The organism is Flavitalea plasmicola, assembly GCF_030546645.1.
Classification (GTDB): domain Bacteria; phylum Bacteroidota; class Bacteroidia; order Chitinophagales; family Chitinophagaceae; genus Puia.
The window spans coordinates 45,483-69,725 of the sequence record NZ_JAUOTO010000004.1; the positions used below are offsets into that span (position 1 = coordinate 45,483).

The window sequence follows — 24,243 nt, forward strand, 5'->3', positions numbered from 1 at the left end:
GACAGGTTTTTATTCTGTTCGCAGGCTTTTCACTGGCGGCGACATAGCGGCCCGGATGGCCTGGAAGCCGATGGTGATCAGGGCAACGGCCGAAGCCAGGATGCCTGCCACCAGAAAGATCCACCATTGGATGGAGATCCTGTAGGCAAAATCGCTGAGCCAGTTATGCATAGCGTACCATGCAACGGGGAAGGCGATGAGGGCGCCGATGGCGACCAGCTTCAGGAAATCTTTCGACAGCAGGGAGACGATGCTGGTGGTGCTTGCGCCCAGCACTTTCCGGACGCCGATCTCTTTGATGCGTTGGGATATGGCGAAGGCGGAGAGTCCCAGCAGCCCCAGGCAGGCTATGAAAATGGCGATACCGGAGAAGGAGGTGAACAGCGTCCCTTGTCTTTGTTCCGAACGATAGAGCTGTTGGAATTTCTCGTCCAGGAAGGTGTATTCGAAGGGAGTCTGGGGAAGGTATTTTTTCCAGGTCTTTTCCAGGTGGGCGAGTCCGCCGTTGATATTGTTGCCGGCGATCTTGACGGAGAGCCAGTTCAGGTGGAACCCTGCGTTATTATTGTCGGGGGCCATGACGAGGACCAGGGGTACGATCTGCTGGTGCATGGATTCGAAGTGGAAGTCGCCCAGTACGCCTACGATCTTACCTTTTATACCGCCGTATTCAAAGTTATGTCCTACGGCCTGTTCGGGGCGTTGTACGCCCAGTGCGCGGGTAGCTGCCGCATTCAGTATGAAGGAGCTTGAGTCGGTGGCGTAGTCGCGGGAAAAATTCCTTCCTGCGATGACGGACATACCATACGTGGGGACGAAGTCAAAATCGGCCGTAACGTATTTGATATCTGCACTGACAGGCCGGAGCGAGTCGCCGCTCTCCGTAGAGGCGCCTTGTTCGTCCAGCAGCCGGCCACTGGGAATACGGGATGACCGGCCTGCGTCCCTGATATAAGTGCTGCTGCGTAATTCGTTGCGGAAGGCGTTGTAGGTGTTGCCGAGGCTTCTGTCATATCCAATGGTGACGATCCTTTCCTTATCGAAGCCCAGGGATTTATCCTGCATAAAATGCAATTGCTGGAATACGATGGCTGTGCAGATGATGAGGATGATGGAGATGGAGAACTGCGTTACCACGAGCACTTTCCGGAAAGAGATGCTGCCATTGCCTGCCTTGAAGAGGCCTTTCAGCACTTGAACGGGCTTGAAGGAAGACATGAACAGCGCAGGGTAGATACCAGAAAGGATGCCAACCACGAAGGGGGTAAGCAGGAGCGGTATGATCACCTTGAGGGTGAAGAGGCTACGGATGGAGAGGCTTTGATCAATGACGCCGTTCAGCGCCGGCAGGGTTAGCCAGGTGACGCCGATGGCCAGAACGGTAGCCAGGGCGGTGATCACCACGGATTCGCTGAGGAACTGGATAATGATCTCGTTGCGCTGGGCGCCGGAAGTTTTGCGAATGCCGATCTCTTTGGCGCGCAGCGCTGAGCGGGCCGTAGAGAGGTTCATATAATTGATGCAGGCAATGAGTAAGATAAAAAGTGCGATGGCGCTGAAAATGTAGACGCGTTTGATATCTCCATTATCTTCCAATTCTGCATCAAGATGGGAGGTGAGGTGGATATCTGTCAGCCGTTGTATGTATAGTTTGGTCCAGCTGGAGGGTTTGGAATCGCCCGGCTGACCCATATACTTATCCAGGAAGGCGGGGAAGCGCGCTTCGATGTTCTTCACGGGATAGTTCGGAGGCAGCAGCAAGTAGGTGAAGAAGGAATTGTTTCCCCAATTGGTCTGCAGGGCTCTTTCTCCATAGATGGCGGTGTCCTTCAGGGTGGCGAAGGACAGCATCATCCGTGGATGCAGATGGGCGGCATCGGGGAAGGGTTTAAAGATCCCTGTTACTTTAAAGTTATACTGGTTATTGAGCCGGATCACCTTGTTTATCGGGTCGTCATTGCCGAAGTATCTTTTGGCGATGTCCTCGGTAAGGATGACGGAGTAGGGGTCGGTCAGGGCGGTGCGCGGGTTGCCTTTCAGGAGGGTCACGTCGAAGATGCCGAAGAGGTTCTCGTCGGCATAGTACAGGTCCTTTTCATTGAATATCTTTTCTTCATAACGTGTGGGGACGGTGCCGACGGGAAATATGCGGGTGACCTTCTCGATATCGGGGAATTCGTTCTGCAGCAGAGGTCCGAAAGGAGGCGCCACTGAGCCCAGGTGAAGGGAGGTGATGCCTTCTTTATTATTAAAGCTGCGGGTGACGCGGTAGATGCGATCGGCCTTGCTGTTGTATTTGTCATAGCTGACCTCATGGATAATGTAGGTCACGATGAGCAGGCAGCAGGAGATGCCGACCGTAAGTCCGAACAGGTTAATAAAGGAAATAACCTTATGTTTCGCCATGTTACGCAGGGCGATCTTGAGATAGTTCCTCAGCATAAGAACGATTTTAGACGAGTATGTTCTCCGTAACCGTTTGTCCGTCCAGCATGCGAATGATGCGATGGCTGTAGCGGGAGTCGTGTTCGGAGTGTGTTACCATGATGATCGTGGTGCCCTGTTCATTCAGATCGGTGAGGAGCTGCATCACTTCATTACCGTTGGACGAGTCCAGGTTACCAGTAGGTTCATCGGCCAGGATCAGCTTGGGGTTATTGACGACTGCGCGGGCTACGGCTACACGTTGTTGCTGACCGCCGGACAGCTGCTGAGGGTAGTGATTACGACGGTGCATGATCTGCATTTTATCCAGGACGGCTTCTACGCGTTGTTTGCGTTCGGGACCTTTCACGCCAAGATAGATCAGGGGCAGCTCGACATTTTCGAACACGGTGAGCTCGTCGATGAGGTTGAAGCTCTGGAATACGAAGCCGATGTTACGTTTGCGAAGATCGGCCCTCTTGCGTTCGTTGAAATGCGCCACTTCAGTGCCATTGAAGATAAAGCTGCCGCCATCAGGATCATCGAGCAGGCCCAGGATATTAAGGAGTGTGGATTTCCCGCAGCCGGAGGGGCCCATAACAGATACGAACTCGCCTTCCTTGACTTCAAAGCTGAGGTGATTCAACGCGACGGTTTCCACTTCTTCAGTACGGTATACTTTTTGGAGGTCACTGATCTTGATCATGTTTTTAGCGTTTAAGTGAATAGTGTAGTTGTAGTTGAGTCGTTTGTTGTATTATAAATTATATGTATAGGAATTTAACGAACTGAAAGGTAGAAAATTCCTGCTTTTCTTCAGATATCTCTTTTGACAGCTCTTTTGCACGGTGACCTTTATCACATTGACCGGAGTCACGGATGGGGTGGGCACATTCATTCCTGGATGAGGCGAAAGCGCTCATGCAGAGTATGAGGACCAGCGTGTAAAGGAGTTTGAGTCGCATGATGTTGTTTTTTGCTTTGTTAGCTATTATGGACGCGGCGGGCCGTCCGAATGTTACATTATTTTTTCAATACCAGTTCCTGCATGTTTCCATAGTTCTCGTAGCTGGAGGTGACGACTTTGTCTCCAGGCTTGAGGCCGGAAAGAACTTCATAGTAGTCGGTGTTCTGGCGTCCCAGCTGAATATCCACTCTATAGGCAGTCTTGCCGTCTTCGCTGACCTTGAAGATCCAGTTACCACCTGTCTGCTGATAGAAGCCGCCTTTGGGGACCAGAATGGCGGTGGTCTCGTCGCTCAGCGCCAGCGTGATCTGCAGCGTCTGCCCTTTGCGGATGCCTTTGGGAACCTCTCCCACGAAGGCCATATCCACCTGGAAGCGGCCATTAGTGACCTGGGTATAGACTTTGATGATCTTGAGCTTATAGGCCTTTTCGGCAAAGCTGAAAGTTCCTGTCAGTCCGGTGAAAACCCGGGAGATATAATGTTCGTCCACGTCGGACAGTCTCACCTTGAATCCGTCCAGCACGTCCAGCTGGCCGAGGGAGGCACCGGGGGTCTTGGATTGGCCGATCTCCGCGTCCAGGGAGGTAAGCTGGCCGTCCTGGGGGGCGCGGATGATGAGTCCGTCGACCTTTCTCTTAAGGATCTCCATGGTATTTTGAGCGCGTTGGAAAGATTCCTTGTCCTGTTGTTCCTGTGCGCTTCGGGAAACGGTGTCATTATGCAGGATGCTTTGGGCCAGGGTTCTTTTTTGCAGGTAATAGTTATAGTTATTCTCTGCCTGTTTGAATTCCTGGGAGCCGATGACCTTCTGCGCATATAGTTTTTTATCCAATGTATAAACGCGTTCGGCTTCTTTGAACAGGCTTTCCACGTCGGCCATTTGGGTCAACTTGTTAACTGTATTCTGGTCGGCATTGACCCGGCTCAGCTGTGTCTGGGCCAACATGGAAGAGACATTGGTCATCTGGTTGGAAAGGTTCAGCTCCAGGTCGGTGTTGGACAATTTCAGGATGGGGTCGCCCTTTTTCAGGATGGCGCCGTCCTCGACGAATTTTTGTTCCACCCGGCCCCCATCGGGGGTTACCAGGTAGATCGTTGTCAGGGGGAGTACGGTGCCGTTCTGGGGTATGGATTCCTGGAAGTTGCCTTTCGTGATATCGCTAATCGTAATGCGCTCTGTATCAACGTTTAATTTAGATTTTCCGGAGGTGAAATAAAAACTTCCCGCGATCAATAGAACTAAAGCTGAGATCCCGCCAATGGTCATCAGGCGTTTTGTCGTCCATGTTTTCTTTGGAATTACTCTGTCCACGATAAAGAATTTAATTTTTTAAGTTTTCCCTTTTAGTTGCTCGTTTTTTTAAAAAGCCACCCAGCATAGAAATGCCAGGCGGTCTACTACACATGAGAAAATTCTTATCGTATCCATAACAAACACATGCCAGAAATGAAATGCCTATGATTTACAGGCTATTAGCCTGGATTCGACCGGTTTATAGTTCACTTTCGATACAGGAACTGTCCGCTTTTGATACACCCCCATTTCGGGCGGCTTTGACGTAAAAAATTAATTGCCATGCGATTATATTTAGGGTATACTTGTAGTTAGAATTTTGCTGCCGGAATGGCGTCCCCGGATAGGACTATTTCGGCGACAATGGCTTAACATTGTCTTGTCTTAGGGAAAAGACGGCTACAGCGTATTTCTGTTGCATCTAACCAATTATATTTTTTGAATTGATATGAACTTAAAAAATGCCTCTATTCTGGCAATTGATGATGACCCGGACGTACTTACGGCGGTAAGATTATTACTTAAAACGGAAGCAGCTGAAGTGGTGACGGAGAAGAACCCGGAGAACATGCGATCCCTGCTTTCCAAGAAGCCTTTTGACCTGATCCTGCTGGACATGAATTTCAACAGCAGTATCAATACGGGGAATGAGGGACTTTTCTGGCTGCGGAAGATAAAGGAACTGGGGTCTGAGGCAGCGGTGATCATGATCACGGCCTATGGGGACATCGATCTGGCTGTTCGCTGTTTGAAGGAGGGGGCCGCGGATTTTGTCGTGAAGCCCTGGCATAATGAGCGGTTGATCGTTACGATCAAGGAGGCGCTGAAGAAGAATGACTCAAAGAAGGCGGGCGGAAGCTATGCGGCGGCGGGGGATTCGGTGATCGGTTCAGAGCTGCTGGGTGAGTCGGAAGTGATGCAGGATATTTTTTTCAAGCTGGTGAAGATCGCGCCTACGGATGCGAATATTCTCATATTGGGAGAGAATGGTACGGGGAAGGACCTTATAGCGAAGGCCATCCACCAGCATTCCCTAAGGGCTGAGAAGCCCTATATCAAAGTTGACGTGGGAGCATTGACGGAGAGTCTGTTCGAGAGCGAGCTGTTCGGTCACAAGAAGGGGGCTTTTACGGATGCCCGTGAGGACCGGATGGGGCGGTTTGAGGCGGGCAACGGGGGGACATTGTTCCTGGATGAGATCGGTAATATTTCTTTGCATCAGCAGGCGAAGCTATTGTCGGTGCTGCAGAACAGGATGGTGACCCGGCTGGGGTCCAATCAACCTTCGCCGATTGACATACGGCTGATCTGTGCGACGAATGTCCCTTTGAGTGAGCTGGCGAATGAGAGCCGGTTCCGGAAGGATCTTATCTACCGTATCAATACGGTGGAGATCACGGTACCTCCCTTGCGGAAGCGGGAGGAGGATATCGTTCTGCTGGCCCGCCATTTTGCCCGGACCTATACGAGTAAGTACATGAAGCCTTCGCTGGATTTCGACAGCAAGGCCGTTGAAAAATTGAAGAGCTATCATTATCCGGGCAATGTCCGGGAGCTGCAGTACACCATCGAGCGTGCGGTGATCATGGCGGACGGGGATGTGCTGCAGGCGAAGGACCTTATTTTTTCGCCTATCGAGTCGGGGCGGCCGCCTGCGGGGGATGAGCCGCAGGAGCTGAAGCTCAGCACCATAGAGAAAAACGCCATTCTGAAAGTGATAGAAAAGCACAACGGCAATATTTCCAAGGCTGCCAAGGAGTTGGGGCTGACGAGGACTGCACTGTACAGGAGGCTGTCGAAGTATGATATTTAGCGGCGAGCGGCGAGCTTCGAGCTGTGAGCTGCAAGCTTCAAGCTTCAAGCTTCAAGGGGTTTGATTAGGTGATTAATGTTTTAAAAAAGCTGGCTAGTAGCTAATAGCTTGTAGCTTGCAGCTGTTTTATTATGATATTTAAGAGGTACCAGGAAAGAATCTTGATAAGGGTATTGTTTATGTTCGTCACCTTGTCGGCGGCCAGCTACCTGCTGGTGAAAGGGCGGTATGAGTTCCTTGCTGCCCTGATACCCCTGATCATTTATCAGCTGGTGGACTTTTACAATTTTCACAAGAAGGCGCAGACGGAGGTGGAGCAATTCGTAGAGTCCATCCATTACAGGGATTTCTCACGTCATTTCGATGTGAAGGATGCGCCTGTGGAGGTTCAATCGCTGCGCCAGGGGTTCAACGATATCAACTCGACTTTCAAGAATATCAGCCGGGAGCGGGAGACGCAGTACCAGTATCTGCAAAAGATATTGGAGCTGGTGAATACGGGCATTCTCTCTTATGAGCATAAGAGCGGGGATATCAGCTGGATGAATGAGTCTTTAAAGAGCATGCTGGGGGTACCTTATCTGAAAACGATCCATTCTCTGGAGCGGAGGGATGCGGGGCTTTACCAGGAGGTGTTGAATTTGCGTCCGGGGGAGAGCAAGGTGGTGTCCATCGTGAAGGAAAGTAATACATTCAAGGCCCTGATGGCTGTTACGGCCTTTCAGACGGATGGTAAAATATATAAGCTGATCGCTTTTCAGAATGTCAATGAAGCCCTGGATGAGACGGAGGCGAAGGCCTGGCAGAAGCTGTTGAGCGTAATGACGCATGAGATCATGAATTCGGTGGCTCCTATTTCATCTTTGGCCGAAACGTTGTCGCACCGGCTGCAGGCTTCGGCTGCGTTGCTGGAGGGGCAGCCCCAGGCGTTGGATGACCTGCAGGTGGGTATCGGGACGATCAGGCGAAGGAGCGAAGGTTTATTGAAGTTTGCCGAAACTTACCGCAGTCTGAATAAGATAACCACGCTGAGCCTGAAGAAAGTGTATGCGAGGGACCTTTTTGAGAACCTGCATGTGCTGATGGAGCCCACATTCGAACAGAAGAATATCGAGATGGAGATCATTTTGAAGGACCCTGATCTGTCGCTGGATGCCGATACGAGCCTGATCGAGCAGGTGTTGATCAACCTGGTGGTGAATGCGGTGGAGGCGGTGAAGGAGAGTCCCGAGCCGAGGATCACGTTGCTGGGGACGACCTATAACGGGAGGGCGCTGATCAAGGTGGGTGACAATGGGACGGGGATGTCGCCGGAGGTAATGGAGAATATATTCATCCCGTTCTTCAGCACGAAGAAAACGGGAAGCGGGATTGGGTTAAGTCTTTGTAAGCAGATCATGCTGTTGCATAAGGGGAATATACAGGTACAGTCGATAGAGGGGGAGGGGAGCTCGTTTTTGCTCCACTTTTAGAAAGCTGCAAGCTGTGAGCTGCAAGCTACAAGTTGGTTTTTATAAGTCCTTAGCTTGCGGCTTGAAGCTTGTAGCTTGAGGCTTGTTTAGATCTCGCCGATCCATTTTTTGAAGGAGGCTGAATTTTCCTGGCTGATGATGATCTCTTCGCTAACGGGGAGGGTCAGTTCGACGCTGATCTTGCTTCTTTCCAGCGGTTTGAAGCGTTTGACATAATTGGCGTTGATGATATATTTCCTGTTGGCTCTATAGAAAATATTCCTGTCCAGCTCTTCTTCCAGCTCACTGAGGTTGTTCTTTTCTGCCATGTACTTCCTGTTTTCCTTGTCGACGAGGAAAACCAATTTATGTTCCGTGAAGAAGTAGCCTGTATCTTCCACGCGGACTGTCTGGAACTCCATGCCTTTTTTGACGAGGATCCTGGACCTTTTTTTGTCATGGTTGTTCAGGTAATCCTGCATTCCGTGGAGGTTGCTGGTGAAGTGGCTCTGGAGGTTCTTGTATTTCCGGATGGCATTTTTCAGCTTATCCTGGCTGATGGGTTTGAGGAGATAGTCGATGCTGCAATATTCGAATGCCTGACCGAGGTATTTGTCATAGGCGGTGGTAAAGATGACGGGGCAGGTGACCTGGACGGCTTTGAAGATATTAAATGAGAGGCCGTCCGATAGTTGAATGTCCATCAAGATCAGATCCGGCTGCGGGTTCTTGTTGAGCCAGCGGACACATTCGTCGACGCTGGTACAGCCTGCCATCACATTGATGTTCTCGTCTATGGCTTGCAATTCTTCAACCATGTTCTCGAAAGCGGGTCGTTCATCTTCTACAATTAACACTTTCATGTGACTCGGTTTAGACCTTACAAAGGTAGGGTGTTTTGGGTTTTTTTCCTTACCGTCCATACATATGTCGGTGGTTTTGATTGAAATGTTGCATAAGGCTTTAAAATTTTATGATCGGTAATTTCACCGTGAAAGTCTTGAAATTATTCTCGATGATGATATTTCGTTTGGTGATGAGCTTATACCTATTATCCAGGTTGCCCAGGCCGATGCGCGAGGTGGGGGCGGCATAGGTCCTGAGGTTGATGATATTCTTCACGATGGCATAGTTGGAGGATACGGATACATTGATGGTCAGGGGAGTTTTCTCGTTGAATTCATTGTGTTTGATGGCATTTTCCACGAGCGCCTGCATAGAGATGGGAGGGATGAGAAAATCTTCGGAGGAGAGGTCGGTGATCTCGATGATCATGCTGATGGCATCGCCGAAGCGGATCTTCAGCAGATAGAAATAATTGCTGATGAATTCCACTTCTTCTTTCAGCAGCACGAGGTCTTTTTCCTTGTTGCTGAGGATATATCGATAGACTTTGGCCAGGGTGTCGTTGTAGAGGCGGGCATTTTGGGGGTCGCGGGTAATGAGGAAGGAGAGGGTATTGAGGGAGTTGAAGATGAAGTGCGGGTCTATCTGGTTTTTCAGGGCTTCCAGCTCGGCCTGGGCTTTGGCGATGTTGAGCTGTTCGACCCGGGAGCGGCTGTCCTCTCTTTCCCGGTTGAGAAAGATGATCTCGTATATATTGGTAATAAAGCAGGCTGCGATGATGATGATGAGCGTGGCGCTGATGAGGGGGCCGTTGTGAACATGCGCTTCGCGTGAGAGGGTTTTCCAGCAATTGAGCAGGAGGCCTGCGAGGGCCCCGGAATAAACGATATTGACGAAGAAGAGAGAGATGATGATCTTATGGTATTGCCGGAAGGACCAGGTGTACCTTTTCCTTATGTAGTGCATGAGCCAGACGTTGCCTTGCCAGACGAGGAAGGAGACAAGGGTGAAAAAGGCGTAGCTGGCAATCAGTTCGGGGTAAGTGTAGAGCCCGTTGGTGATGATGCCGGAAAGATTAGGAATTAAGAGCCCCAATGCAGGTATGCCGATCAGCCTGATCATCCTGTCGTCGAAAGCATTTTTTTTGTCCATAGCAGTTGGGGTTAGGGCAATAGCGCCTAATTCAGTCAAGATTGTTTTAAGGGAAATGTGTTTTTACGCAGGGTATGGCCTGTGCATTGCTATGTGTAGTAAAAGGATAACGAAAGATGCCCATTTACCCTGTGATAGAAAAGTTAATTAATTGCAAAAGGGGGATTATAAGGACAAAGGTCCCGGGATTGAGGATGGTGGTAGTCGCCTTTCGGCCGTTGAAAAGGACCGTTCGGTAGGTTATTAGCGGTCTTCAGTCAGATAGTCGTTGGTAGGGGTTAATTATTAGGTATCTTGGCCGCAGACTTAATAGTTTTTTCCGGGGAAATAAATTTTTCTAAAAGGCAACTTCCCCGGATTTTCAAAAGTTGCCGATAGAAGTTTTCTCATGTGACTCGCAGGTGGTTTCTACCACCTGCTTTTTGTGTGTCAGGGTGGGTAGGGACAGGGGTGGTGTATAAAAAAGGCTACCTGGATAAGGCAGCCTCTAAGTGGCAGTCAATTAATTACTTATAAACTAAGGAGCATCCCACCATACACGATCGGTAATTGCGGCGCTTTGTTCCGGCTGGGGATTGGCCGATATTTCCGCTAAAGGATAAGGAAATCTCCTGGGGATGGTGGGCACGTAAGGGCTGTTTACGATGTTGAGGGCGGGAAACCCGGTCCTTCTCCAGTCGTTGTAATTTTCCATATTCAGGAAGTTGGCGATGGATTTTTCCTCCATGATCCTTTGCAGGGCATTGCCGGCGGTGAGGGGTAATCTTGAAGCTACATAGGCTGTGACGGCAGCTGAAGTGGTGTCCAGTCCAAGTTTGGCCATATGGCTATTGATCCCGTTGATGAACACTGGCTGGGCGGCGGCGGCGCCGGCAGTGCGGAAAAGAGCTTCTGCCTCTATGAACAGGATCTCCGAATAATTGAAAATATAGCTGGGAGCATCTGCGGCAGCGTAAAAGTCATTGATCAAAGAATAGACCCTGTAGTTGGTCGCTATTTCCGTACCGATGACCCGTCCAGTATCGGTGCCTCCTGAGCCTTTTGTGACCAGAATGGGGAGCCTGGGGTCATTCGTGCTTTTAAGATTATTGATGAGCGTGGAGGCCATTACAACGCCGCCCTGCCCTGGGTCGATGTTCTCGTACCAGGGGCCTTCCTGGCCACCTTGACTTGTATACAAACTGTTTTTGGCTTCTTCATCATTGGAGGCGAAGCTTTTTGAGGCGGCGTCCAGGGCAAGACCGGCCTGAGTTGCTGCATCATAGCCGGGCGCCTTGGTCAGGTGAATATAATATCTTGCCTTCAAGGCGTAGGCGAATTTCTTCCAAAGGCTCATATCTCCTCCATAAAGGGCATCATCGCTGCCGGGAGTGTGTATACCCGGTTCCAGGGTTTGGTTCACTATAGCATCGGCCATCAAGATCGCACTGTCCAGCATCGACTGCATAGCTTTGTAAACGTCTTCCTGTTTGTCGTAAGGTACCACCACCTTGCCATCAAGGCCCTTGGAATAAGGTATGTCTCCCCAATGGTCCGTCATGATACCCAGGCAATAGGCAGTCAAAGTCTTGGCGGTTACGGTATAGGCATAATTCTTATTGGCCCGCGAGTTACGGTCAAGAATAAGCAGGTTTTGCAGGCCGGTGCTGTACGCCGTGAGGAATACCTGGTCCACGTCGGCGGGCCGTATCTGGTATACATCCACCTGCGGAGGGGGCTGGTTCAGCGCCAGCTGCTGGGTCCAGTAGGCGTCCGTCACAGCGATGGTGGTAAAATTCCCACTGGTCAGGGATCCACCTGCGATGGCAGTGGAAAGGGCCATTTCCACCGGGAACAGGATCAGGGATTCCTGTACATTGGCCGGGTTATTCGGATCATGATTCACGTCCAGGTATTTCTTGCAGCCAGCACTGCCCGCCAGGATAAACAACAACAATGGGATGCTATATATATACTTTTTCATTTTTCTGATTTATTGGTTAAGATTAAAGACCCAGTTTAACCCCGAGAATGAAGTTGCGGGTGGTCGGGGTCATATAGTTGGTGACGCCCTGGCCGTTGCCGTTGCCTGAAATGCTTGCTTCGGGATCGGGGCTGGTGAAATGGGGTTTATAAATGAATAAGTTGGTGCCGCTGAGCGTGACGATAACGGACTTGAAAGGCGACTTTCTCAGCGTTTCCGGAGTGATAGAATAAGAGAGGCTGGCAGTCCTCAGTTTTACATAAGTTCCTTTTTCAACACAGGCTTCGTCGATGTTACTGACATTGGTGAAATACTGTTGGGCCGAGATGCTAATGTCATTCGGCTTTGAATTGTCGCTGGCCAGGACTCCTTTCAGGACCCTTGGGGCGCGGTTTTCCGTGGCTTTGGGAGTACCGTAGAACCAGTTGTAATGATCGTCCAGGTTAAAGATATCTCCGCCTTGTCTCCAGTCGAACAGGAAGCTAACGGTAATTGCTTTATAGGTGAAGGTGTTCGTCAGACCTGCCAGGAAGTCCGGGTTGGTGTTGCCGATGATGGCAAGGTCGCCTATCAGCGGAGTGCCATAGGAGGCACTGCTGGGATCATCATCGATGATGATATTGCCTTTTCCATCCCGGAGGTAGGTGGAACCGTAGAGCATGCCGTAGGGTTGGCCGGCGAATGCATAGGTGCCGCCGCCGCCGCCAAATCCGCCGAACTGGATATTGGAGACATTTGGCGCCAGTTTCAACACCTTATTCCGGATCCTGGTGAAGGTAGCCAGCACCTCCCAGGAGAAGTCCCTGGTCATGACGGGGGTGCCGCTGACGAGCAGCTCAATACCTTTGTCCTGCATGCTACCCGCATTGAGATTATAGGTGAAGTATCCGGAAGATGGACCGATGGGCACAGGCGTAAGCAGGTCCTTTGTCTTGCGGATGAAATAGGAACCCTCGAAGGAAAGGCGATTGTGCATGAATTTCAATTCCAGCCCTGTCTCGAATTCCGTCAGGCTTTCATTTTTCAGATTGGGATTTCCTAAAACATTAGAAATGAGGAATGCGCTTTGTCCATTATAGGGATAGCTGATGTTGTTGGCTGTTCCGGTGGCCGGTGCGAAATTGGTGGTCAGGGCATAGGGAGCCAGGTTGTCATTTCCCACCGCGGAATAGGAAACCCTGATCTTTCCGAAGCTGAGGGAAGCAGGATTACCCTTGAGCAGCTCGGAGAAGATGAAGCCACCAGCAACGGAACCATAAGGATAGTAGCTCTTGTCGGTGTTGAGTACGGATGTCCCGTCATAGCGGCCGGTGAGGGCCAGGTTCAGCATTTTTTTATACTCCAGGTTGGCCTGGGCATAAAAACCTACTTTTCTATACCGGCTAATGTTGTCGGTGCTGGTGACGGTGCCGAAAGTGGCGATGTTGTAAAAATTGTCTACGTTCTGGCCTAGCCCGGTTTCTGTATTGAACCGGGAATACCGGGACAGCAAGTTGGTACCTACCAGGAAGGACCCGTTCAGGTCGCTGGTGAGGTCCTTATGCATTTCAACGATGAAGTCGTTGTTGAACTGCCGGTAATTCTGAGTCCTGTTGGAGACGCCTCCGTTGTTGAAGAAGGTGCCATTGATGATCCTGCTGGACTCATGATAGGTGGACTGGTCTGTATAGATATCCGCACCGATCCTTTCCGTAATGGTCAGCCAGGGCAGGGCATTGTAGGAGAAGGTAGCCGTCGGCAGGAAGCGGTTGACAGTCGATACGAAGCCGGTGTTGTCCAGCGTGAAATAGGAGTTATTCCTCGACTGGGAGCGGTAGAGATTCTGGGTGCCATCGGGCAGGGTATCCGGATGGGGATTCCAGGTGATGGGAGCCGCAAAGACCGTCCACAAAGGGTTGGCGAGTCCATTGCCTTCATTGACCCTGTTGTTGACGGTGTTGATATAGTTCATCTGGAAATTGGCTGTGACCTTGCTTCCCAACTGGTTTGTGAATTTCGCGAAGACGGAATGCCTGGTGAAATCGGTGTGGGGAGTGATCCCATCATTTTTCAGATAAGAATAGGAGAACAGGTACCTGGATTTGTCGTTGGCGCCGGAAACGCTGATGTTGTTATCGGTGGTATGGCCTGTCCTGAAGAACATCTTCTGCTGATCGTAGGTCTTTACCAGCTGACCGTTGGCGCCGTGGAGAGTGTCTACTGCGGGGCCCCAGCTGAAAGAAGATTTACTGGGGCCATTACCATCGATAAAGACGCCCTGGCTTCCCTGGGCCCATTTGTTCTGCACGTCATAATAGAGAGGCTTGCTGATACTATAGCTGCTGCTTACCGAGACCTGTGGTTTGCCCGAGCGGGCGCCTTGCTTCGTGGTGATGATGATGGCTCCTCTGGCGGCAGCGGCTCCGTATAGGGCCGTGGCAGCGGCACCTTTCAGTACCGTCACGGACTCGATGATATTGGGGTCGAGGTCGATTCCCCTGTTGGAGGAGCTGCCCTGGTTGAGCGCTGCATTATTGGCTCCTACGCCGGTGGCGTCGATGGAACCTGCTTCATTATTGTCGATGGGTACGCCGTCCACAACAAACAGCGGCTGATTTTCCTGGGTGAGCGAGGTAGCTCCCCGGATGACGATGCGGGAGGAACTGCCTGGCATGCCGGTAGTGTTGGTGATCTGGACGCCTGAGACCTTACCGGCCAGGCCATTGACGATGTTGTCCTGCTTGGCCGCGACGAGTGATTCGCCTTTGATCTCCTGGGCACTGTAGGTCAGATTTCTTTTTTCTCTGCGAATACCCAGGGAGGTGACGACTACTTCGTTTAAGGTGCTTGTGCTGGAATGCAGCTGGATGAAGAAATCGGCGCTGCCGGCGCTGATCTCCCGGGGTTCAAATCCTACGGCGCTGATGATCAGGGTAGCGTTGGACGGAGCCGTAATTTTGAAAGTCCCGTCGGCAGAAGCGCTGGTGCCTCTTTGAATGCCTTTTATTTTAATTGATGCTCCGGCAATTGGCGCCCCGGTGGAGTCAGTAATCTTTCCTGTGATATCCTTCGTTTGAGGAAATGCCCAAATGGAGGAAAGCAGGAGAATAACAGTTAATCTTAGTGTTTTTCTCATACATCAGTTTTTGGTTTTGTGAACATTAGATATAAATAGCGAGTTGGGGACTGTACTATCCATAACTCAGTCACTACCTAAATGACGCATTCGATAGTTCAACCAGTACCAAACAACCCTGGTGTTGCACCAAAATTGTTGATATTGCATCAAAATTGTATATGACTGCCTATTATAAGACAAAAAATTGGGCGAAATGCGGCCATAGATAAGGTCAAAATAACTGAAGGGGGAAAAATGACTGCTGAAGCAGGAAATAACGCATCTGAAAAAACAATCATGTATATTCTGCTATTTATGATCGGCTATTAATTGGTTCAAGCGGTTCTTGACTTTCAAGCCGTTGATGTTGTCCGGATGACCATTAGGAAACCCATTTTAACAATTGGTATTAGATGGACATTTTCAAGTGGTCTTTTTCCCGCTTCAGCTGTTCTTTTTCCCAGTTGGGTCATTAGCCTTCTTCCGGATGCGTCAGAAAAGTTAATTTTTTTGTCTGATTTTATAACCGGCCTGTGATGGTGATAAACGGGCAGTTACTTGAGTCAACACACACATTAACGAAAAACGACAGCAAAATGAGAAAATGTTTGGTTCTAACCATTCTATTATTGGCTATTGCCTATCTGAGTCCTGCTCAGAACAGAGAGGTGACCGGCAAGGTCACTGATTCGACTGGTACCCCGATTTCCGGGGCCTCTATCAATGTCAAAGGTAAAAGGACGGGGGTGAGTGCAAATGCGGACGGATCTTTTCGTCTTATGGCCCCTGACAATGCTATACTGGTAATAAGCGCCATTGGTTTTACATCCAGGGAGGTTGCTGTGAAAGGGCAAGGCGATATAGCTGTGCAGCTATTTGCCAACAGGGGTATTATGAACGAAGTGGTCGTTACGGCATTGGGTATCAGAAGGGAAAAAAGGGAGTTGGGGACGGCCACCCAGACGGTGAGCGCTGATGCGCTGAACAGATCAGGAACCGGCAATGCGCTGGGGGAACTGGAAGGTAAGGCTTCCGGCCTGCAGGTGATTACAAGCACGGGTGATCCTGGCGGCGGCGTTTATTTCCGTTTGCGCGGCGTTACTTCCATTACGGGTAGCAACCAACCCCTGATGGTGGTGGATGGCGTGCCCATCGACAACTCGGTCAACAATTTTGACCCTACCAATGCAGGGGCTCTCGCAGGCGGACCTGGAGCGGACCTTACGGGTGGGGCGCAGCCGACCAACCGTGGTTCCGACCTGAACCCGGATGATATCGAATCGATCAATATATTGAAAGGTCCTGCGGCTACTGCCTTATATGGCATCCAGGCTGCCAGTGGCGCCATCATTATCACGACGAAGAAGGGTTCCAACCGCAAGGGTGTGGGCATAACGTTCAACAGTTCGGTTACGTTGGACAAGGTGAGTAATCTACCACCATTGCAGAGCCGGTGGGCGCAGGGGTCCGATGGAGAATATGCAGGTCCGGCCACGGGGGCTTCCATTTCCTGGGGACCTAGCATAGACACGCTTTACTGGGACGGGAATACGAATTACAAATGGGACAAACATGGAGATATCGTCGGGAAGTCCGATCCGACGGCAAAGACCAAGGTGGTGCCCTACGACCGGTATAAGTTCTTCCAGCATGGCTTTACCTACAACAATAATATTGCCGTATCCGGCGGGAATGATAGAAGCGCCTATCGTATGTCGTTAGGTAATATCGAGCAGACCGGCATTATTCCTAAGAGTAAATATGTAAAGACCACTTTCAGCCTGAACGGACAGAGCAGGCTAAGCGACCGGCTGAGTGTTATGGGCGGAGCGACTTACACTAACTCGGACAATCATAAAGTACACCAGGGTTCCAGTCTTTCCGGCGTAACGCTGGGGCTGTTCCGTACGCCGGCTACTTTTGACAATGCAAATGGCCATACAAAAAATGCGGCGGATTATCTGGATGCCTATCAGTTCCAGGACGGTACAGGCCGCCAGCGGAGCTATCGTGGGTTTGGCAGATATGACAACCCGTATTGGGTAGTGAATAAAGAGCCATTTACTTCAAAGCTGAACCGTGTTTTCGGGTACGGCCAGGCGGTGCTCAAGGCGCTGGATTGGATGGACCTCTCCTGGAGGGTAGGCGGTGACGTCTATACCCAGTCAGATAAGGATGCGTATGACCTCAACTCCGCGAATTTTGTAAACGGCGCCGTCTATTCGAACCATTATACCAACCAACAGTTCAATTCTGACTTTACGGTGAATATGCGTCATCGTTTCTCGGATGACCTGTCGGGTACTTTGCTGGTAGGGCACAATTATTTTACGACGACCAATAATATCCAGTTCGCTTCGGGTACTTCTTTCAATATTCCCGGATTCCTTGATATTTCCAATGCTTCCTCGTACCTGGCCAGTGAAACGCAGGCCCACAAGCGGACGATGGCGTTCTATGCGGAGGCTACTTTGAAATACAGGGAAATGTATTATCTGACTGTTACCGGTCGCCGGGAAACTTCTTCCACCCTCCCGGCTGCGAACAATACCTTCTTTTATCCTTCGGTAAACTTCTCCTGGGTATTCTCCGAACTGGAAGGTGTGAAGAGCAGCAACCTGATCTCTTTTGGCAAGGTGCGGGCTTCATTCGCACAGGTGGGCAAGGATGCGCCCATTTACGGACTGCGGACATACCTGATCCCGGCAAGCACCAAGGACGGTTTTACCACAGGTATTACGTTCCCCGTCGACGGCATAGCCGGTTACCAGATCAGCAATGTCAATACGACCATCGGCAACAAGGACCTGAAGCCTGAGAACACCTACTCTTACGAACTCGGTACGGACCTGTCCTTCCTGAAGAACAGGATAACGTTGAATGCAACGGCTTACTACAGCCGTTCGAAGGACGTTATTTTCCCTGTTTCGGTGGCCTATTCTTCCGGCTATGCGGGCAAATTGCTGAATGCTGCTACCATCGACAACAAGGGATTGGAGCTGACGTTGCAGACAACGCCGATCAAGACCACTTATGGCCTTCGCTGGGACGTGACTTTCAACTGGAGCCGAAACCTGAATAAGGTGATCTCACTTGCACCGGGCATCGACCGCTTCTTCGTAGCCGGCTTTGGCGGCGGCGAGGCCGAGATAGATGCCGTGGCGGGCAAGCCTTTCGGCATGATCTATGGAAACACCTATGTTCACACGGATCCCAAGAACCTGAAGAGTCCCATCGTCATCCAGGATAACGGGGGCGTTGGAGGCGGACAATATCAGCCATTGACCGGAGGTCCCAACGAGGTGATCGGTAATACGAACCCCGACTGGATCGGATCAGCCATCAGCAGCGTATCCTACAAGGGGCTGACTTTCGGATTCCAGATCGACGTAAGGCATGGCAGCGATATGTGGAATGGTACCAGGGGCGCTTTGGCGAATAAGGGTACTGCCGCAGAAACCAGCAATCGTTATACGGCACATACCTGGACGGGCCCGCTGGGGCACCTTGACCTGGCCGGCAACCTGGTGCATGATGAAGGCGGCTCAGAAAAGGCCGGAGTAGGCGGGCAGAATACAACTGCCTCCAGCTATGATCAATTCTATTGGCAGAACATCGGCAACAGTTTTGGCGGTCCGCAGGAAATAGACGTTGAAAGCGGAGGTTGGACAAGGATACGCCAGGTCAGCCTGACCTATGAATTGCCGAAAGGGGTGTTGGGCAAGAGCAAGCTCAACCTATTGTCTCTGACCGTCTTTGCCAATAATCTCAAGATATGGACCAAGTATGACGGCGTCGATCCGGAGACCAGCCTCACGGGGCCTTCGAATGCGCAGGGTTTGGATTATTTCAATAACCCCGGCACCAAGAGCTATGGTGTTCGTCTAAATATCGGTCTCTAATCAAAAAAATATAAGCGTATGAAAATCAAGATATTTTTCTGTGTTCTCTTAGCAGGAGCGCTGCTGTCGACGGTCTCGTGCAAAAAATCTTTTTTTACAGATTATAATAAAAACCCGAACGCCCCGGATTCCGTGCCGCCCAACCTTCTCCTTTCCAATGTGGAAGCTTCGCTGGCCTATACGCAGGGAGGGGATATATCCAGGTTCACCTCTCTGTTCACGCAGCAGGTGTTCGGTCATAATGCCCAGTCGCAGCAGTATTATAATTATATTCTTAATCCGGGCACTTTTGACAACTTATGGCCGGACTATTATACTTCCGTCCTGAACAATAATGACACGTTGATGCACCTGTCTGACCGGAAAGGCTATAATATGTATAGCGGGATCAGCAGGATCATCATGGCCTACAGCCTGCAGCTCGGAGTAGACCTTTGGGGCGACCTTCCGTATTCGCAGGCGATGAAGGGAGACAAGAACCTGAAGCCGGCCTATGATAAGGCGCAGGGGTTGTACGACACGATCGTCAGCCTCGTGAACAAAGGTATCGAGTATATCGACAATCCCGACCCGGGGCTGATCACGCCGGGGGTTGATGATCATTTATATGGCGGGGATGCTGCATCGTGGAAATATTTTGGGCACGCGATCCTGGCGCGGCTCTATATTCATCAGAGCAAGGGGAATGCTGCCATGGCGAACCTGGCGCTTCAGGAAGTAGGCAAGTCATTCCCGGATGAAAAACATGCCGCCATTTACATATCCTCTACCTCCGAGAACGGGGCGAACCCCTGGTACCAGTTCACTACACAGCGGCCTGGTGATGAAACATTCGTGGATGCTCCGTTGGCGGATTCCATGACGGCCCGGAATGATCCACGGCTAAACATTTATGTCGATCCGAATCCAGACGACGCTGCCCTGGGCGCTTATTTTGGCAGCGCGAACTCGCCCGTGGAATTCATCACTTTTGAAGAGCTCCAGTTCATCTCCGCGGAGGCTACTTTGCGGGCAACCGGCGATTTTGCCGCTGCCGCAATTTTGTTGAAGGATGCCGTTACGACGAATATGACAAAGCTCGGGGTAGCGGCAGGCGATATCACCACTTATATTGCCGCACACGCTACGCTGACGAATGCCAGCGTGGATGCGGCCATCGCGCAGGTAGCGCGGGAAGAGTATTATGCACTATATCTTAATCCGGAGGTGTTTACCGTCTGGCGCCGTACCGGCGTTCCTGTGCTGCCTTCGGTCACAGGGGGGCCAATCCCGCGCAGATTGTTGTATCCTCAAAGCGAATTGTCGTATAATACTGCCAATACACCGGCCGTGACCTTATATTCTCCCAAGCTTTTCTGGGATAATTAGAAGAGCTGCCCACATTGTAAAATTATAGCGGCCCTGGCGCGCAGCCGGGGCCGCCCTATTGGAATACTATGGCCGTCAATTCTCTCGTATTTTCGAATAACCGGCGGTACCGCGTTACCCGGCATGCTTTGTTCTGGCTGTTATGGATCATTTATTACACGGTGTTCAATATTGTCTATTGGCAGGGGCGTTACCCTTTAAGCAGTACGCTGGGGGCATCCTTGGTGGAGGTGAGCTTATCGACACCACTGGATATGATCTTCTGTTATTCCATTATCTATTTTCTATTGCCGAGGTTCCTTTACAAAGGGCATTATATCCAGATGATCTTACTGTGGATGCTTTTTTCCGTTTTATTCATATTGATTTTTCGGGGTTATAATCACCTGGCGGTCCCTTACATACGGGAGGCATTCGGGTTGCCGCCACCTGTGTTCTCGAAGAATGTACCCTGGGTATTCCTGAATCTTTTTTACCAGATCAATATGGAGGGCGGGCTGGCTGCGGCCATCAAACTGGGGAAGATGTGGGCCATCAAGCAGCAGGAACTGGACCTGATGAAGAAGGAGAAGCAGCATCTGGAGCCAACGCTGCAGGCGGGGGCGCTGCAGCCTGTGTTCCTGATCAATGCGCTGGACAGGGTGGAGCAGCTGTCTGTCATCCGGCCCTCGCTGATCCCCGGTATGGTGAAAAAAATAAAGAATCTATTGTTATATGTCATTTATGATAATAACCAGGCCAGTGTGAGCCTGGAAAAGGAGTTATCCCTGCTGGAAGAATATGTCGGGTTGGAAAAAACGGGCAATGCCGATAGTCTGCAGGTGATGGTCAAGATAGTGGGTAATCCATCCGGGGAACGCATCGCTCCTTTTATCATTCTTCCCATGGTGGAGAACGGGTTTCGCCAGCTGGGTTTACTGGAGATGCCTCAAAAAAATATGGACCTGGAAGTATGGGTGGATAATGGTCATTTCGAGATGAAGCTGGGGTGGAGCAAGCCTATCGACAGCAGCACGCTGATGAACGGGCATTCGCTATCACTGCACCACATCGGGAGAAGGTTGAACCTGCTATATCCGGAGAGTCACGAGTTAAGGGTTACGATCACTGCGGAACAATTCATTGTCAATCTGAAGATCAATTTAAACAGGGCGATTACTTAGCTGCAAGCTACAAGCTGCAAGCTACAAGCTGTGAGCTGTGAGCCAGGGTTTTGGTTTTTTGGAGGTTTCGGTTTATGGATTATCTTTAAGAGATGGCAATCAAACACGAGCAGGCGTCTTCCCCCAGTCCTACCTTATCGCGTACCCTTGGCCCCCTGATGTTGTGGGGATTGGGCGTAGGCTATGTCATCTCGGGCATGTATTTCGGCTGGAACCTGGGTTTGGCCGAAGGGGGGACCCGGGGAATGGCTATCGCCACTTCCTTTATCATCCTCCTTTATATCACGTTCACATTTTCTTACACTGAGTTGTCCTGCGCCATTCCCCGGGCGGGCGGCGTATTCGACTATGCCACGAGGGCGTTGAACCAGGAATGGGGTTTTATCGCGGGCATGGCCCAGCTGATAGAATTTGTTTTTGCTCCTCCTGCGATTGCGGCGGCCATCGGCGCCTATTTCAATATCTTCTTTCCGCAGATGCCCGTTACGGCGATCGCGATAATCGCTTATGTCATTTTCACCGGCCTCAATATTCTGGGTGTGAAGGCGGCGGCGGGTTTTGAGCTGGTGGTGACGGTGCTGGCGGTGTTTGAACTGTTGTTGTTTGCGGGGATCTGCTTTCCTCATTTTTCGGCTGCCAACCTGCGGCACAATGACTTTCCCAACGGGTGGAAGGGCGTATGGGCGGCGGTGCCTTTTGCCATCTGGTTCTTCCTGGGTTTGGAGGGGGTAGCGAATGTGGCGGAGGAAACCATTCGTCCGCAGCGGAATGTGCTGTTGGGCTTTGGTTCGGCGCTGGCGACGCTGATAGCTTTGTGTGTGCTCGTATTTCTTTCCTCCATCGGTGTGGCGGGGTGGGAAGCCATCGTATATCGTACTCCGGGCGCTGCTGCCTCGGACAGTCCCCTGCCGCTGGCTTTATCCAGGATCACCGGTGACAGCGGATTGATGTACCATTTGCTGATCACGATCGGGCTGATGGGGCTGATCGCCTCTTTCCACGGTATTATCCTGGCTGCCAGCCGGGCGACCTTCGAGTTCGGGCGGGTGAAATATATACCGGAGGCTTTCGGGAGGGTGCATTCCCGGTTCAGAACACCCGTGAATGCATTGCTGGTGAATATGTGTATCGGGATCGTGGCTTTGCTCACCGGGCGGACGGGAGAGATCATTACCATTTCCTGTTTTGGCGCCCTGACGCTGTATATCCTCGCCATGTTGTCCCTGTTGATGCTGAGAAGGAAGGAGCCGGGGTTGGAACGGCCATTCAAAGTTCCTTTTTATCCTTATTTTCCTCTTATTGCACTGGTGATCGCCGTCATTGCGCTGGTGGCGATGATCACCCTGAATATTAAATTATCTTTGATATATTTTTCGTTGCTGGTCCTGGGCTATTTTGCGTTTAAATACTTTACAAATCGAACAGATGATGCGGAATCAACAATCGCTGCCTGAGCTGCTACAGGAGCTTACGGAAGAGAGCACTACCAAGGTCAAGCTGGCTGTCACGGATATCGATGGCGTGCTGAGGGGGAAGCTGATCAGCCTGGACAAGTTCAGATCGGTGGTTGAAAAGGGCTTTGGTTTTTGTGATGTGGTTTTCGGGTGGGATGCAGCGGACCAGGCATATGACAATGGTAAGTTTACAGGCTGGCATACGGGCTACCCGGATGCGTTGGCCAAGATCGATATAGGGACATTCCGGCGGGTGCCCTGGGAGAATGACCTGCCTTTTTTCCTGGCGGGATTCCAGGATGCGCCTTGTCCCAGGGGGGTATTGAAACGGGTGATCGGGCAGGCGAAGGAAATGGGTTACCAGGCTTTTTTCTCACAGGAATTCGAATGGTTCAACTTTTTGGGCAAGGGAGGTGCGGTGGCGGCAAAGGATTACGGAAATCTTCCTCCTCTCAGCGAGGGGATGTTTGGCTATTCTATACTCCGGGCTTCACAGGGCAGCGCTTATTTCCAGGATCTATTCGATCTGTTGGAAAAGTTCGATGTCCCCATAGAAGGGTTGCATACGGAGACCGGGCCGGGGGTGTATGAAGCGGCGATCCTGTACGCCGAGGTACTGGAGGCTGCGGACCGGGCTGTCCTTTTCAAGGCAGGGGTCAAAGAGATCGCTCACCGGCATGACATCCTGCCTACTTTTATGGCCAAGGTCAGCGCTGAGCTGCCGGGGTGCAGCGGCCATGTGCATCAAAGCCTTTGGACTGCGGATGGCGGACAGAATTTATTTTATGAGGCGGGAAGTGCCACAGGTATCAGCAGCCTGATGGAAAGTTATATTGCCGGGCAATTATATTGTTTGCCTTATATCCTGCCAATGTATGCGCCTACGGTAAACAGCTACAAGCGACTGGTGGAAGGCGCCTGGGCCCCTACCACGGTGACCTGGGGAATCGACAACCGGACTACCGCCCTGCGTGCGTTGCCGGGCAGCGCTACTTCCACGCGCCTGGAGACGAGGGTGGTGGGCAGCGATTCCAATCCTTACCTGGCCATGGCGGCCTGTCTTGCTTCCGGCCTGTACGGGATCCGGCAGGGATTGAAGCTGGAAGTTCCTGCCACGCGTGGCAGCGGGTATGCGGATAAGGGGCTGGGCGTGCTGCCGCGGAACCTTTGGGAGGCGGCGCAGGCGATGAAACAGTCACCCCTGGCGGCGGAACTTTTTGGGGAAGCTTTCGCGGATCATTTTGTCCGCACGCGGGAGTGGGAGTGGAGGCAATTCTCCCGGGAGGTGACGGACTGGGAAATGAAGCGTTACTTCGAGATCATCTAGTTTATTTTGCATTCATCTACA

15 protein-coding genes are annotated in these 24,243 nt (G+C 51.2%); 7 read left to right on the forward strand and 8 right to left on the reverse strand.

Going from position 1 to position 24,243, the window contains the following annotated elements; all coding sequences use genetic code 11:
- Positions 1-9: 9 nt before the first annotated feature.
- The 4 genes from Q4E93_RS14585 to Q4E93_RS14600 are packed head-to-tail and all read right to left on the reverse strand — an operon-like array spanning position 10 to position 4,704.
- Positions 10-2,442: an ABC transporter permease gene (locus Q4E93_RS14585; RefSeq protein ID WP_303586374.1), complete on the reverse strand. Its 2,433-nt coding sequence runs from the start codon at positions 2,440-2,442 to the stop codon at positions 10-12.
- A 10-nt stretch (positions 2,443-2,452) separates the two neighbouring features.
- Positions 2,453-3,130, reverse strand: coding sequence for an ABC transporter ATP-binding protein (locus Q4E93_RS14590; protein ID WP_303586375.1), 678 nt, complete (start codon positions 3,128-3,130; stop codon positions 2,453-2,455).
- 58 nt (positions 3,131-3,188) lie between these two features.
- Positions 3,189-3,389, reverse strand: coding sequence for a hypothetical protein (locus Q4E93_RS14595; RefSeq protein ID WP_303586377.1), 201 nt, complete (start codon positions 3,387-3,389; stop codon positions 3,189-3,191).
- A 58-nt stretch (positions 3,390-3,447) separates the two neighbouring features.
- A complete protein-coding gene (locus Q4E93_RS14600) occupies positions 3,448-4,704 on the reverse strand; it encodes an efflux RND transporter periplasmic adaptor subunit (protein ID WP_303586379.1) in 1,257 nt (418 codons plus the stop codon).
- 430 nt (positions 4,705-5,134) lie between these two features.
- Here Q4E93_RS14600 and Q4E93_RS14605 point away from each other — a divergent pair, with 430 nt between their 5' ends.
- Positions 5,135-6,499, forward strand: coding sequence for a sigma-54-dependent transcriptional regulator (locus Q4E93_RS14605; RefSeq protein WP_303586380.1), 1,365 nt, complete (start codon positions 5,135-5,137; stop codon positions 6,497-6,499).
- 179 nt (positions 6,500-6,678) lie between these two features.
- Positions 6,679-7,971 carry a sensor histidine kinase gene (locus Q4E93_RS14610; RefSeq protein ID WP_303586382.1) on the forward strand — a complete coding sequence of 431 codons (1,293 nt, stop codon included), beginning with the start codon at positions 6,679-6,681 and terminating at the stop codon, positions 7,969-7,971.
- Positions 7,972-8,057: 86 nt separating this feature from the next.
- On the opposite strand, the gene Q4E93_RS14615 is transcribed toward Q4E93_RS14610, so the two are convergent.
- From Q4E93_RS14615 to Q4E93_RS14630, 4 genes are all read right to left on the reverse strand, one after another.
- Complete coding sequence (locus Q4E93_RS14615; protein ID WP_303586384.1) at positions 8,058-8,813, reverse strand: LytR/AlgR family response regulator transcription factor; 756 nt, start codon at positions 8,811-8,813, stop codon at positions 8,058-8,060.
- 100 nt (positions 8,814-8,913) lie between these two features.
- The gene (locus tag Q4E93_RS14620) at positions 8,914-9,948 is read right to left on the reverse strand and encodes a sensor histidine kinase (RefSeq protein ID WP_303586386.1); all 1,035 of its coding nucleotides are present in this window, start codon (positions 9,946-9,948) and stop codon (positions 8,914-8,916) included.
- Between the two features lie 517 nt (positions 9,949-10,465).
- A complete protein-coding gene (locus Q4E93_RS14625; protein WP_303586388.1) occupies positions 10,466-11,911 on the reverse strand; it encodes a SusD/RagB family nutrient-binding outer membrane lipoprotein in 1,446 nt (481 codons plus the stop codon).
- 22 nt (positions 11,912-11,933) lie between these two features.
- Positions 11,934-15,026, reverse strand: a complete 3,093-nt coding sequence (locus tag Q4E93_RS14630; RefSeq protein WP_303586389.1) for a SusC/RagA family TonB-linked outer membrane protein — start codon at positions 15,024-15,026, stop codon at positions 11,934-11,936.
- A gap of 578 nt (positions 15,027-15,604) precedes the next feature.
- Here Q4E93_RS14630 and Q4E93_RS14635 point away from each other — a divergent pair.
- The 5 genes from Q4E93_RS14635 to Q4E93_RS14655 all read left to right on the forward strand — a co-directional run bounded on the left by Q4E93_RS14635 (position 15,605) and on the right by Q4E93_RS14655 (position 24,222).
- On the forward strand, positions 15,605-18,910 hold the full coding sequence (locus Q4E93_RS14635) for a SusC/RagA family TonB-linked outer membrane protein (RefSeq protein ID WP_303586391.1): 3,306 nt from the start codon (positions 15,605-15,607) through the stop codon (positions 18,908-18,910).
- Positions 18,911-18,928: 18 nt separating this feature from the next.
- On the forward strand, positions 18,929-20,278 hold the full coding sequence (locus Q4E93_RS14640; protein WP_303586392.1) for a SusD/RagB family nutrient-binding outer membrane lipoprotein: 1,350 nt from the start codon (positions 18,929-18,931) through the stop codon (positions 20,276-20,278).
- Positions 20,279-20,346: 68 nt separating this feature from the next.
- Entirely contained in the window at positions 20,347-21,441 is a 1,095-nt protein-coding gene (locus tag Q4E93_RS14645; protein WP_303586393.1) for a histidine kinase, read from the forward strand.
- Positions 21,442-21,533: 92 nt separating this feature from the next.
- Entirely contained in the window at positions 21,534-22,895 is a 1,362-nt protein-coding gene (gene eat, locus Q4E93_RS14650) for an ethanolamine permease (RefSeq protein ID WP_303586395.1), read from the forward strand.
- Positions 22,867-24,222: a glutamine synthetase family protein gene (locus Q4E93_RS14655; protein WP_303586397.1), complete on the forward strand. Its 1,356-nt coding sequence runs from the start codon at positions 22,867-22,869 to the stop codon at positions 24,220-24,222. Before eat ends, Q4E93_RS14655 begins: the two co-directional genes overlap by 29 nt.
- The last annotated feature ends 21 nt before the right edge of the window (positions 24,223-24,243 follow it).

What these genes read in the sequence shown, in the direction of transcription:
- eat (WP_303586395.1), top strand. Translation starts at nt 21,534, where the DNA reads ATGGCAATCAAACACGAGCAGGCGTCTTCCCCCAGTCCTACCTTATCG.
- Q4E93_RS14625 (WP_303586388.1), bottom strand. Translation starts at nt 11,911, where the DNA reads ATGAAAAAGTATATATATAGCATCCCATTGTTGTTGTTTATCCTGGCG.
- Q4E93_RS14605 (WP_303586380.1), top strand. Translation starts at nt 5,135, where the DNA reads ATGAACTTAAAAAATGCCTCTATTCTGGCAATTGATGATGACCCGGAC.
- Q4E93_RS14585 (WP_303586374.1), bottom strand. Translation starts at nt 2,442, where the DNA reads ATGCTGAGGAACTATCTCAAGATCGCCCTGCGTAACATGGCGAAACAT.
- Q4E93_RS14640 (WP_303586392.1), top strand. Translation starts at nt 18,929, where the DNA reads ATGAAAATCAAGATATTTTTCTGTGTTCTCTTAGCAGGAGCGCTGCTG.
- Q4E93_RS14595 (WP_303586377.1), bottom strand. Translation starts at nt 3,389, where the DNA reads ATGCGACTCAAACTCCTTTACACGCTGGTCCTCATACTCTGCATGAGC.
- Q4E93_RS14590 (WP_303586375.1), bottom strand. Translation starts at nt 3,130, where the DNA reads ATGATCAAGATCAGTGACCTCCAAAAAGTATACCGTACTGAAGAAGTG.
- Q4E93_RS14610 (WP_303586382.1), top strand. Translation starts at nt 6,679, where the DNA reads ATGTTCGTCACCTTGTCGGCGGCCAGCTACCTGCTGGTGAAAGGGCGG.
- Q4E93_RS14620 (WP_303586386.1), bottom strand. Translation starts at nt 9,948, where the DNA reads ATGGACAAAAAAAATGCTTTCGACGACAGGATGATCAGGCTGATCGGC.
- Q4E93_RS14630 (WP_303586389.1), bottom strand. Translation starts at nt 15,026, where the DNA reads ATGAGAAAAACACTAAGATTAACTGTTATTCTCCTGCTTTCCTCCATT.
- Q4E93_RS14655 (WP_303586397.1), top strand. Translation starts at nt 22,867, where the DNA reads ATGATGCGGAATCAACAATCGCTGCCTGAGCTGCTACAGGAGCTTACG.
- Q4E93_RS14615 (WP_303586384.1), bottom strand. Translation starts at nt 8,813, where the DNA reads ATGAAAGTGTTAATTGTAGAAGATGAACGACCCGCTTTCGAGAACATG.
- Q4E93_RS14645 (WP_303586393.1), top strand. Translation starts at nt 20,347, where the DNA reads ATGGCCGTCAATTCTCTCGTATTTTCGAATAACCGGCGGTACCGCGTT.
- Q4E93_RS14635 (WP_303586391.1), top strand. Translation starts at nt 15,605, where the DNA reads ATGAGAAAATGTTTGGTTCTAACCATTCTATTATTGGCTATTGCCTAT.